Origin of the sequence: Leucobacter komagatae, assembly GCF_000834055.1 — a bacterium.
Lineage (GTDB): Bacteria > Actinomycetota > Actinomycetes > Actinomycetales > Microbacteriaceae > Leucobacter > Leucobacter komagatae_A.
Map to the genome: position 1 here is coordinate 56692 of NZ_JXSQ01000018.1, position 9733 is coordinate 66424.

Sequence of the window (9733 nt, forward strand, 5' to 3'; positions counted from 1 at the left end):
TTGGCGTATGCGGGCACGAACGATCTGGGAGGGGCTCATGCTGCCGCCGTGGCGCTTCCTCGCCTCGCGCTGGCCGTGGGCGGCGCTGATGTTCGCGCTCTCGAGCGCGCTCATCGCCGTGCTGCTGGTCGCCCTCATCGTTCCGACGCTGCTGTTACTCCCGCTGTGGGGGATCCTGCTCGCCGCGGTGGATCGCCGCAGGCTCCGCCTCCTCGGCGGCCAACGGGTGCCGAGTGGACACGTGCAGGTGCCGCGCGCTGAGCGCCGGAACTGGCTGAACATCCGGCTCACTGAGCCCGCGACGTGGCGCGAGACGCTGTCGCTCCTCGCCAACCTTCTGCTGGGGGCGGTGTCGCTCACTGTCCTGTTCTTCGAGGGGCTGTTCCTCGCCCTCATCATCGTCGCGCTCCCTCTCATGGCGAGCCGCGGTGAGATCGACATCAACCTGTTCAGCGACGCCCGCGTCGTGCTCGGGCCTGACGACTGGTGGCGGCCTGTGCTCGTCGGGCTCGCAGCGCTCCCAGTAGCTGCGTACGTGAACGCGCTGCTTGCCGCGCTGCACGGGCGCTGCATCCGCTGGCTGATCGCGCCCCGCACCGCCGAGATCGACGAGCGGGTCGCCGGGCTCACGCGCTCGCGGGCCGCGATCGTCGACGCGCACGAGCACGAGCGCAGGCGGATCGAGCGCGACCTCCACGACGGCGTGCAGCAGGAACTTGTCGCAATTGCCGCGCGCCTCGGGCTCCTCGAGCTTGAGCTCGCCGGCGGCGACAGGGAGGCAAGTGGGGCGGCGCTCGCCGCGGCGCAAACGCAGACCGAGCGCGCCCTGCAGGCGCTGCGGGAGACGGTGCGGGGGATCCACCCGGCCGTGCTCTCGGATCGCGGGCTCGCGGCGGCGCTCGAGGACCTTGCCGGACGCAGCGCGATGCCGCTGCTCATCGAGGACCGGGGGTTTCCGCGGCTGAGCCCGGCGGCGGAGGCGGCCGCCTACTTTTTCGTCGCGGAGGCCGTGACGAACGCCGCGAAGCACACGGCAGCCTCGCGCCTTGAGATCGTGCTGGGGGCCGACGAGCGGAACGCGACGGTGGTCGCGCGCGACCGCGGCCACGGTGGCGTCGACCTCGCGCGCGGCAGCGGCCTGCGCGGCCTGAGCGAGCGGGCGGACGCCCTCGGCGGCAGGCTCACGGTCGACAGCCCGGCGGGAGGGCCGACGGTGCTGCTGCTCGAGTTGCCGATGCAGCGCGCGGGAGCGGATCCACGGGTCGCGATGACGGGGGAGGAGCACCGTGCGCATTCTGCTCGCTGACGACGCGGCGCTCCTCAGGGAGGCCCTGCAGGCGCTGCTCGAGCGCATGGGGCACGAGATCGTCGCGTCGGCCGCCGATGCGACCGAGCTCGTCGCCAGGTACCGCGCGCTCGATGCCGCGCCCGATCTCGTCGTGACCGACGTCAGGATGCCGCCGACCCGCACGGACGACGGGCTGCGGGCGGCACTCGAGATTCGCGCGCTGGCTCCCGGGCAGCCGATCCTCGCGCTGTCGCAGTACGTCGCGGATCGCTACGCCCGCGACCTGCTCACCCTGTCCGACGGCGCCGTGGGGTACCTGCTGAAGGAACGGGTGAACCGCGTGGCGGACTTCAGCCAGGCGATCGAGACTGTCGCCGCTGGCGGCACCGTGATCGACCCAGAGGTCACGCAGCACCTACTGCGGCAGGGCAGGCCAGGGCCCCTCGACGAGCTCAGCGGGCGCGAGCGCGAGGTGCTCGAGCTCATGGCCGAGGGGGCGTCTAACGGTGAGATCGGCGCGAAGCTCTTCATCAGCGACGCCGCCGTGCGCAAACACATAGGCAAGATCTTCGCGAGGCTCGGGCTGCAGCCGTCGGAGGAGAACCGACGCGTGCGCGCGATCCTCACGTACCTGCAGACGCGATAGCGTGGGCCGAAGGGTGTGTCAGCGTGTGCGCGGCTAGAGCCGATCGTGCACGAAGCGACCGTCGACGACCGTCGCCGCGACGCCGAGCGACGCCAGCTCGTCCGGGGTGGCCGTCACAGGGTTCCCGGCCCAAATCGTGAGATCGGCGACCGCGCCAGGCGCGAGGAAGCCGCGATCAGCGATGCCCCTGGCCTCGGCCGGCCACAGCGTGTAGGCGAGGAGCGCCTCTTCGCCCGTGAGTCGCTGCTCCGGCTCGAATACCGGAGCACCCGAGACGCCAGGCGTGCTGCGGCCTCGCGCCCAGGCCATGCCGATGCGCGGGTCGTAGTGCGCGACGGGCCAGTCCGAGCCGAGCGTGACGCGGGTGCCGGTGTCGAGCACGTCGCGCACCCGATACCCGGTTGCCGCGCGCTCTCCGAGTCGCTGCGCCCAGTTATCGCTGTTGTCGCCCTCGCGCCACTGCATGTGGAGCGGCTGCATCGAAGCGGTGACGCCGGATCCACTGAGCTTCTCAAGATCCTCATCGGCGAGCACCTCAAGGTGCTCGATCGAGTGCTGCCGCGCGCCCTCGTGGGTGGGAAGCTCAGCGTAGGTGTCGAGCACGCGGTTCACAGCGAAGTCGCCGACGGCGTGCGTCGCGATCACCATACCTGCGTCATGGTACGCGCGAACCACCTCGCGGAACCGGTTCCAGTCTGGCCAGAACGCATTCCTGCCGTCCCCGCATGAGTCGGCCTCGTGGAGCCAGGCGGTGCCCGTGTCGATGACGCCGTCGCTGAACAGCTTGATGCCGTCGGACTCCCAAAGCTGGCCGCGGCGATCTTTTGCCGCGATCACCCGCGCGACCGCCCCGTCGTCGTCACTCACTGCGTGCCAGTGGTGGATCACGAGCCGATGATCGAGCTCGCCGCGCTGCTCCAGCTCTTCGACGAGGTCCACCGTGTGCGGCTTGCCGTCCATGATCGCGCCACCCGTGAGCCCAACGGCAGCGAGGGTTCTGAACATGTCGCGCAACGCGTCGCGCTCTGCGTCGTGCGAGCGGGGAGGGACAGCGTCGAAGACGAGCTTGTAGGCGGAGGGTTCGCGCAGTTCTCCGGTCATCTCGCCAGCCTCGTCAGTGACCACCTCGGAGGGGTCGTCGAACGTCGGCGGTGAGGTGACGCCCGCTGCGGCGAGGGCTGCGGCGTTTGCGAGGCCGGAGTGCAGATCGTAGAACATTGCAGCGAAGGGCCTGCCTCCGGCGGCGCTGTCGAACAGGCTGCCGTGTACGCCAGAGCGCTCGAACGGCTCAAACTCGAGGTTCCAGCCGAGCACCCAAGCGTCCTGTGGGAGCGTTGCCGCGTATTCGGCGACTGCCCGCTGCAGCTCGGAGACAGTGCTGAGCCCGCCGAGATCCACACCGCGAGTCACTTCGACCGCCCAGTGCGGGTGCGTGTGGGAGTCAAACAGGCCGGGCGTGACGGTGCTGCCGCCGGCATCGCGCACGGGGAGCCCCGCGGCCGATGCGAGCGCCGCGATCTCGGTGTCCGTGCTGATGGCCGTGATGCGGCCGTGCTCGACAAGCAGCGCGGTCGCGCCAGTGTGTTGCTCGGAATTGGTGATGAGGTGGGCGCCGATGAGGGCAAAGCTGTTCTTCAAGGTGTTCGTCATGCTCGCTCGATCACGCCGCAATCTGGCCGGCTCGCGCGTGTGGCTGTCGCCACATCACGCACACGCCAGACGCTGCGCCGTCGAGTTCGTGCTGGTGAGCGAAGCCGAGCCTTTCGTACAGCCGAGCGTTGCGGGGGGACGTTGCTTCGAGTGAGGCAATGCAACCCGCTGCGTCGATTGAAGCCAAGCGGTGTTCGATGAGGCTGTTCCAACGCCGTGGCCTCTGGCCGCCAGGCAGGTGCCAATGTCGACGAGGTGCCAGTGTGGCTCGGCGGGGTGCTTCCCCTCGCCAGCTGCTTCGTATGCGTCGAGCGCCCGGAGCCCCCGCCGACCAACGCCGCGGAGCACTCCAGGCGTTGCGGGTAGGCCGGTGTACCACCGAGAGACGCGACCGGGGCGCTTCCAGCGCGCGACGCCGACGATCTTGTCGGTGTCGGGGTCGACGGCAACGTCGACCGTGTCGAGGCCGCTTAGGCGCATGCTCCACACGAAGTAGTCTGCGATTTTCCGCTGGCGGTGCATGGTGCCGAGCGGAAGCATTTGTGCGATGACTGGCTCATCGGTGAATGCCTCGGCGAGAACTTTCGCCGCCTCGCGCAGGCGCTTCGGCTCGAGTGAACGAATCTGCACTATTCCTCCTTCGCTGTGCCCGCCATTGGGCCGGATGCTCATCCGCGACCATGATACTGGGCCGTGCCCTCAGAACGCGCTGAATGTGTCAGCGTTACCGTGAGGTCGCGTTCAGTATCCATGTGTGCGCGGCGCTGAGGCGGCCCGTGGTGTGACGTCCAAGTCGTTCCGGCCAGAAGTGTCACAGGCCTTGCAATGTACCCCTAGGGGGTATACGCTTGCCGTATTGCAGTACCCGTAGGGGGTATTCACTGTGGAAGGGAAGCGACATGGCTACGACCGAATATCAGGTAACCGGGATGACGTGCTCACACTGCGAGATGTCGATCCGCGAAGAAATCAGTGAAATCGATGGCATCGCCGATATTCAGGTGAGCGCCCAGACCGGCAAGCTCGTGGTGACCGGAGACGACTCGATCGACGACGCACAGGTGCTCGCGGCCGTCACCGAGGCAGGTTACTCGGCGGTGCGATCCGCATGAACGCCGGAGTACGCCTCACGCTCTACGGGGTCGGGCTCATCGCCGCCTTCGGTGCAGCGTTCGGCATCGCCGGCGTCGTTGTCCCCGAGAGCTTCGTAGCTGAGTGGATCGCTGCTGGCAGTGACGACGCAGCGGCAACGGGTCACGAAACGCCCGCATCAGTCGACGAGAAGCAGGAGCCGGCAGACGACGCTCACTGACCGCATGGTCACCGCGCCTGAAGAGTTTGGCAAAGAAAAGGAATGAAGGCATGAGCACATCTGCGCTCCCGAGTACGAACACCGGTGTCGAGCTAGAAATTGGCGGCATGACGTGCGCCTCGTGTGCAAACCGCATCGAGAAGAAGCTGAACAAGCTCGACGGTGTGGTCGCAACCGTCAACTACGCAACCGAGAAAGCGAAAGTGACGGTGCCGGAGGGCTACGATCCCTCGCTGCTCATCGCCGAGGTTGAAAAGACCGGTTACTCCGCGGTGCTGCCCGAGCCGAAGGGCTCAAAGAAAGCGAGCTCCGACGGGGAGAATACCGAAGAGGACGCAGAGCTTGTGTCGCTCCGCCACCGCCTGATCGGCTCGGTCATCCTGACCGTCCCTGTCATCGCGATGGCCATGATCCCTGCCCTCCAGTTCACCTACTGGCAGTGGGCATCACTCGCGCTCGCGGCCCCCGTGATCGTGTGGGCGGCGTGGCCGTTCCACAAGGCTGCGTGGACGAACCTCAAACACGGCGCCGCAACCATGGACACGCTCATCTCGATGGGCACCTCGGCGGCGTTCCTCTGGTCGCTCTACGCCCTGTTCCTCGGAACGGCCGGCGTGCCAGGCATGACGCACCCCTTCGAATTCACGCTCGCGCCGTCAGACGGTGCAGCGAACATCTACCTCGAGGTGGGTGCTGGCGTCACGATGTTCATCCTCGCCGGTCGGTACTTCGAGAAGCGCTCGAAGAAGCAGGCAGGTGCCGCGCTGCGCGCCCTGCTTGAGCTCGGCGCGAAAGAGGTAGCGGTGCTGCGCGGCGGCGTCGAAACGAAGATCCCGGTTGAGGATCTCCGGGTCGGCGACGAGTTCATCGTCCGCCCGGGCGAGAAGATCGCAACCGACGGCGTCGTTGTCTCGGGAACGTCAGCTGTCGACGCCTCAATGCTTACGGGCGAGGCCGTTCCGGTCGAGGTCGCCGAGGGCGACACCGTCACCGGCGCGACCACGAACGTCGGCGGCCGCCTTGTCGTGCGCGCCAGCCGGATCGGCTCCGACACCCAGCTCGCCCAGATGGCGAAGCTCGTCGAGGACGCCCAGACAGGCAAGGCCGAGGTGCAGCGCCTCGCAGACCGGATCTCGGGCATCTTCGTGCCGATCGTGATCATGGTCGCTGCCATCACGCTCGGCGGCTGGCTCGGGGCAGGCTTCCCCGTCTCCGCGGCATTCACCGCTGCGGTCGCCGTGCTTGTCATCGCGTGCCCGTGCGCCCTGGGGCTCGCGACCCCGACCGCGCTGCTCGTTGGTACGGGCCGCGGCGCGCAAATGGGCGTGCTCATCAAGGGACCAGAAGTTCTCGAGTCCACCCGCAAGGTCGATACCGTCGTGCTCGACAAGACCGGTACGGTGACCACGGGCAAGATGACCCTTGTCGACGTGGTGACCGAGCCCGGAACCGACCGTGCCGACCTCATCCGCTTCGCCGGCGCACTAGAAGACGCCTCAGAGCACCCGATCGCCCAGGCGATCGCAAAGGGTGCCACGCAGGAGGTCGGGACGCTGCCAGAGGTTGAGGGCTTCGCGAACCTCGAGGGTAAGGGCGTGCAGGGCGTCGTCGACGGCCACGCAGTCCTCGTCGGCCGTGAGTCACTGCTCGCCGAGTGGTCGCTCCAGCTGAGCCCCGCGCTCGCCGCAACGAAGGCCCGCGCTGAGGGTGAAGGGAAGACCGTCGTCGCCGTTGGGTGGGACGGTCAGGCCCGCGGGATCCTCATCGTTGCAGACACGGTCAAGCCGTCGAGCGTTGAGGCGATCAAGCGGCTCAAGGCACTCGGCCTTTCTCCGATCCTGCTCACCGGCGACAATGGGGCGGTTGCCCGCCACATCGCCGCGGAGGTCGGAATCGACGAGGTCATCGCCGAGGTGCTGCCGAAGGACAAGGTCGACGTCGTCGTCCGGCTTCAGCAGCAGGGCAAGGTCGTCGCGATGATCGGCGACGGCGTGAACGACGCGCCCGCGCTCGCGCAGGCCGACCTCGGTCTCGCAATGGGAACGGGTGCCGACGTCGCGATCGAAGCATCGGACATCACGCTCGTACGCGGCGACCTCCGCAGCGCTGTCGACGCGATCCGTCTCTCCCGCAAGACGCTCTCGACGATCAAGACGAACCTGTTCTGGGCCTTCGCCTACAACGTCGCGGCCATCCCGGTCGCCGCGCTCGGCATGCTCAACCCGATGCTAGCCGGAGCTGCGATGGCACTCTCGAGCGTCTTCGTCGTCGGCAACAGTCTGCGCCTGCGCGGCTTCAAGAGCGTCGCGGCCTAGCGGTCACGCGCACTATTCAACCAATATCACTCCGAAGGGAAACCACCCGCACGTCTGAAACCCCCGAGGCAACGTCGAGCTGTTGCAGCACCTCCGCGGCGACGCCCGCAGTTGCCGCGAACGGCCGCGAGAACCTCATGGCGAGTAGCGCAGGTGCCGAAACGACAACCTGCCCGGTCATGGTCGGAAGCCCCGTGAACAAGGCGCACGCCGAGTCCGTTGGCCTCTTCCGTGACCACGAGGGCGAGCGCTACTACTTCTGCTGCGCAGGGTGCGGGCCGGCCTTCGACTCCGACCCAGCGAAGTACGCCGCCAACATGGCGTAAGCAGCACACCGCAACGCGCACCGCGCGCCGGCCTGACGGAAACAGGCCGGGCGCGGCTGTGTTTCCAGGGGCAGTTCCTGCCCCCTGAGTGCGACAGATACGGAGGCGGTAGGCTCGCGGGAACGACCGGATGCGCGACGCTCGGCACGAGATTCCCTGCCGCCGAAGCGGCGTCGTCCGTGAATCCGAGGGGGAGCACGCATGACCAGTTCAGGAAGCACTGCCACCGACTATGACCTCATCGTCATCGGAGGTGGGCCGGTAGGCGAAAACGTCGCGGACTATGCCACGAAGCACGGGGCTCGCGTAGCGCTCGTGGAGTCTGAACTGGTTGGAGGGGAATGCTCCTACTGGGCGTGCATGCCATCCAAAGCACTGCTGCGCAGCGGCAATGTTGTCCGAGCAGCACGCCGAGTGCCCGGTGCCAGTGAAGCGGTCGACGGCAAGCTCGACAGTGCAGCGGTCTTCGCTCGGCGTGACTCCTTCACGAGCGAATGGAAGGACGAGGGGCAGGCTGAGTGGCTCGCTTCGGCGGGCGTAGACCTGATTCGCGGTTTCGGCACGCTCGTCGGCGAGGGGCAGGTCAGAGTTGGCGAGCGCACCTATACGTGTCGGGCTGTAGCCCTCGCCACCGGATCCGTGCCGAATGTGCCGCAAATCCCAGGCCTTGCCGATGCTCACGTCTGGGGGACGCGAGAAATCACGTCAACGGATCAGGTGCCGCAGAGTCTGATTGTTCTCGGAGGGGGCGTCGCAGGAACGGAGATGGCTTTCGCGTTTGCCGCGCTAGGCACGCGCATCACGGTGCTGTCTCGCGGCCAGCTACTCGGGCGGGAGGAACCGTTCGTCGGGGAGCAGGTTGCGGACGCCCTCACCGCAGAAGGCGTTGACGTGCGCATTGGCGTCTCGCCCGTCCGAGTCGACCGGGGCAGCGATGGCAACGTCACCGTCACGCTAGATGACGGTGCGACGCTGCACGCCGAGGAAATGCTGGTCTCAACGGGACGCAAACCCGCGACCGAGGGGCTCGGACTCGAGGCGCTCGGCCTAGATCCAGCGCTCCCCGTCGACGACACCATGCTGGTTTCAGGCACAGAGTGGCTGTACGCCGTCGGCGACGTGAATGGGCGGGCCCTGCTCACGCACCAGGGCAAGTACCAGGCGCGCGCTGCAGGAGGAGCCATCGCGGCACGTCTCAAAGACGATGCCGTTCTCGACGGGGCGTGGGGGTGGCATGTGGCGACGGCGGATCACACCGCTGTGCCGCGCGTCGTCTTCAGCGATCCAGAGGTTGCCGCGGTGGGCCACACCGAGAGTGAAGCGCGAGACGCAGGGCTCAACGTGAGCGCAGTTGAGTTTGACCTTGGGAGCGTTGCCGGGGCGGCCTTGCACGCCGATAACTACAGCGGCCGGGCAAAACTCGTCATTGATGAGGACCGCCGCGTCATCGTGGGAGCGACCTTCGTGGGGCAGGACATTTCCGAACTCCTGCACTCGGCGACCGTCGCGATCGTTGGCGAAGTTCCCCTCGAGCGGCTCTGGCACGCGGTGCCCGCCTACCCCACGATGAGCGAGGTCTGGCTCCGCCTGTTGGAGACGTACTGGAGCGGGCGAGCCTAGCGAGCGCAGTGTGAGTGCAATGCCCGCGCGAATCTGCGGAGATGGCGTGCGCGGGCAGCCCCCAGAAGATGCATCAGCTGGAGGGAAGCGCCGTCAGCGAACGCAGGTGAGGAATATACCCACAGGGGGTATGATTGGGTCTACAGATGAACCGCTATAGGTGAAGTAGGGAGCCAACATGACCGCGTCGCATGACTCGCACGAGGGAACTCACGGATACATCACCGACAAGGACAAGTACCTGCAGCGTCTCAAGCGCATCGAAGGCCAGGCGCGGGGCATCTCCCGGATGGTCGATGACGAGAAGTACTGCATCGATATCCTCACGCAGATCAGTGCCCTGACCAGTGCGCTCCAGGCGGTGGGGCTCGGGCTGCTCGACGACCATCTCTCGCACTGTGTCGTAGACGCAGCCCGGTCGGAGGGGCCAGAGGCGCAGGAGAAGCTCAAGGAGGCGAGCGACGCGATCGCCCGCCTCGTGCGCTCCTAATAACCCAGGCCCCAGGCCAGGGGCCCCAGGCCCCAGGCCCCAGGCCCCACGAGCACAAAAGTCGGTGTCAGTTTGGGCAGGAAAAC

The 9733-nt window shown here is 67.2% G+C and carries 11 protein-coding genes; 8 read left to right on the forward strand and 3 right to left on the reverse strand.

Going from position 1 to position 9733, the window contains the following annotated elements:
• Positions 1 to 7: 7 nt before the first annotated feature.
• Both SD72_RS12175 and SD72_RS12180 read left to right on the forward strand, forming a co-directional pair.
• A complete protein-coding gene (locus tag SD72_RS12175; RefSeq protein ID WP_042544737.1) occupies positions 8 to 1306 on the forward strand; it encodes a sensor histidine kinase in 1299 nt (432 codons plus the stop codon).
• Entirely contained in the window at positions 1287 to 1934 is a 648-nt protein-coding gene (locus SD72_RS12180; RefSeq protein ID WP_042544738.1) for a response regulator transcription factor, read from the forward strand. Before SD72_RS12175 ends, SD72_RS12180 begins: the two co-directional genes overlap by 20 nt.
• A 33-nt stretch (positions 1935 to 1967) precedes the next feature.
• Here the strand turns inward: SD72_RS12180 and SD72_RS12185 are convergent, their stop codons facing one another.
• Together SD72_RS12185 and SD72_RS12190 are read right to left on the reverse strand one after the other, a co-directional pair.
• A complete protein-coding gene (locus SD72_RS12185) occupies positions 1968 to 3584 on the reverse strand; it encodes an amidohydrolase (RefSeq protein ID WP_042544739.1) in 1617 nt (538 codons plus the stop codon).
• 54 nt (positions 3585 to 3638) lie between these two features.
• Positions 3639 to 4214, reverse strand: coding sequence for a hypothetical protein (locus SD72_RS12190; protein ID WP_052492657.1), 576 nt, complete (start codon positions 4212 to 4214; stop codon positions 3639 to 3641).
• Positions 4215 to 4483: 269 nt separating this feature from the next.
• Between SD72_RS12190 and SD72_RS12195 the strand changes: the two genes are divergently transcribed.
• Genes SD72_RS12195 through SD72_RS12205 form a run of 3 tightly spaced genes read left to right on the forward strand, consistent with a single transcriptional unit; the run spans position 4484 to position 7211 of the window.
• A complete protein-coding gene (locus SD72_RS12195; RefSeq protein WP_042544740.1) occupies positions 4484 to 4696 on the forward strand; it encodes a heavy-metal-associated domain-containing protein in 213 nt (70 codons plus the stop codon).
• Entirely contained in the window at positions 4693 to 4896 is a 204-nt protein-coding gene (locus SD72_RS18005) for a hypothetical protein (RefSeq protein WP_042544741.1), read from the forward strand. The genes SD72_RS12195 and SD72_RS18005 overlap by 4 nt, the downstream gene beginning before the upstream one ends.
• Before the next feature lie 50 nt (positions 4897 to 4946).
• The gene (locus SD72_RS12205; protein ID WP_042544742.1) at positions 4947 to 7211 is read left to right on the forward strand and encodes a heavy metal translocating P-type ATPase; all 2265 of its coding nucleotides are present in this window, start codon (positions 4947 to 4949) and stop codon (positions 7209 to 7211) included.
• A gap of 16 nt (positions 7212 to 7227) precedes the next feature.
• Here SD72_RS12205 and SD72_RS18010 read toward each other — a convergent pair whose 3' ends face one another.
• Positions 7228 to 7392 (reverse strand): hypothetical protein, encoded by a 165-nt coding sequence (locus tag SD72_RS18010; RefSeq protein ID WP_198141959.1) that lies wholly within the window; start codon positions 7390 to 7392, stop codon positions 7228 to 7230.
• A gap of 13 nt (positions 7393 to 7405) precedes the next feature.
• On the opposite strand from SD72_RS18010, the gene SD72_RS17450 reads away from it, so the two are divergent.
• From SD72_RS17450 to SD72_RS12220, 3 genes are all read left to right on the forward strand, one after another.
• The gene (locus SD72_RS17450) at positions 7406 to 7537 is read left to right on the forward strand and encodes a YHS domain-containing protein (RefSeq protein WP_442914941.1); all 132 of its coding nucleotides are present in this window, start codon (positions 7406 to 7408) and stop codon (positions 7535 to 7537) included.
• A gap of 201 nt (positions 7538 to 7738) precedes the next feature.
• Positions 7739 to 9157, forward strand: a complete 1419-nt coding sequence (locus tag SD72_RS12215; protein ID WP_042544744.1) for a dihydrolipoyl dehydrogenase family protein — start codon at positions 7739 to 7741, stop codon at positions 9155 to 9157.
• 178 nt (positions 9158 to 9335) lie between these two features.
• Entirely contained in the window at positions 9336 to 9647 is a 312-nt protein-coding gene (locus SD72_RS12220) for a metal-sensitive transcriptional regulator (RefSeq protein ID WP_042544745.1), read from the forward strand.
• Positions 9648 to 9733 lie beyond the last annotated feature (86 nt).

Excerpts from the sequence above, each read along its gene's own strand:
- SD72_RS12220 (WP_042544745.1), top strand. The coding sequence starts at position 9,336 with ATGACCGCGTCGCATGACTCGCACGAGGGAACTCACGGATACATCACC.
- SD72_RS12185 (WP_042544739.1), bottom strand. The coding sequence starts at position 3,584 with ATGACGAACACCTTGAAGAACAGCTTTGCCCTCATCGGCGCCCACCTC.
- SD72_RS12215 (WP_042544744.1), top strand. The coding sequence starts at position 7,739 with ATGACCAGTTCAGGAAGCACTGCCACCGACTATGACCTCATCGTCATC.
- SD72_RS12205 (WP_042544742.1), top strand. The coding sequence starts at position 4,947 with ATGAGCACATCTGCGCTCCCGAGTACGAACACCGGTGTCGAGCTAGAA.
- SD72_RS12195 (WP_042544740.1), top strand. The coding sequence starts at position 4,484 with ATGGCTACGACCGAATATCAGGTAACCGGGATGACGTGCTCACACTGC.
- SD72_RS12175 (WP_042544737.1), top strand. The coding sequence starts at position 8 with ATGCGGGCACGAACGATCTGGGAGGGGCTCATGCTGCCGCCGTGGCGC.
- SD72_RS18005 (WP_042544741.1), top strand. The coding sequence starts at position 4,693 with ATGAACGCCGGAGTACGCCTCACGCTCTACGGGGTCGGGCTCATCGCC.
- SD72_RS18010 (WP_198141959.1), bottom strand. The coding sequence starts at position 7,392 with ATGACCGGGCAGGTTGTCGTTTCGGCACCTGCGCTACTCGCCATGAGG.